Origin of the sequence: Geminisphaera colitermitum TAV2 (genome assembly GCF_000171235.2) — a bacterium.
In the GTDB taxonomy this organism is placed as follows: Bacteria; Verrucomicrobiota; Verrucomicrobiia; order Opitutales; family Opitutaceae; genus Geminisphaera; species Geminisphaera colitermitum.
Map to the genome: position 1 here is coordinate 1 of NZ_ABEA03000119.1, position 745 is coordinate 745.

Genomic DNA, 745 nt, shown 5'->3' on the forward strand with positions numbered 1-745 from the left:
GGATGCAATGATCGTGAGCAAGCTGAGCAGCGCGCGGCTGATTGGGAAATGGTTCATGTTGAGTATTGGAGGGGGGGGGGGGATCAGCGGCGGATGTTGAGGAGGAAGTTGTCGAGGTTGGGGTCATCGAGCGTGATAAGGCGGACGCTATTGTCGGCCATGAGCATGTTGGCTTTGCCCTCATGTCGGGCTTCGAGGCGTGGTTTAGTATACTGACCGTTAATGCTCTCAGCGAGTGAGTTGTAGCCGAGGCCATTTCCTGAGTCGTATTTTACCTCCACAAGCATCGCGGTTTGAGAGGGCGCGGTGAGTGAGGCGAGTTTGATGGCTGGCGCGGGAGCAAGGTTTTTGTCTCCGGTGAGGTTGATCCCGTAGGTGCGGATGGGAGGGTTGGGGTATGTGCTTTTTGCAGCGGAGCAAATGAAGACGTTGTTCTGATTCGCCTTGGTGGAATCCACTTTGATGATGTTACCGATGAGAGTCGGCCATGCGAGTCCGTTGGTGTCGGGTTCTTTGGCGCGTGGCAGGGCTCCACGGTTTTCTTCGGCGTAAAGGGCAAGTCCCATGCCAAGTTGCCGGAGGTTGCTGGCGCAGGTGCTGCGGGCAGCGGTTTTGCGCACTTTGCTCACGGTGGGAATCATAATGCCCGCGAGGATGCCGATGATGGCGATGACGGTGAGGAGTTCGATCAGCGTGAAGGCGTGGCGGGAAAGGCGGGAGTGGCGGGGGGGGATTTCGATTGTCG

The 745-nt window shown here is 57.6% G+C and carries 1 protein-coding gene; it reads right to left on the reverse strand.

Features of this window, described 5'->3' with window-relative positions:
- Positions 1-83 precede the first annotated feature (83 nt).
- The coding region (locus OBACDRAFT_RS14095; protein WP_052362015.1) for a type II secretion system protein at positions 84-745 on the reverse strand (662 nt) is incomplete at its 5' end.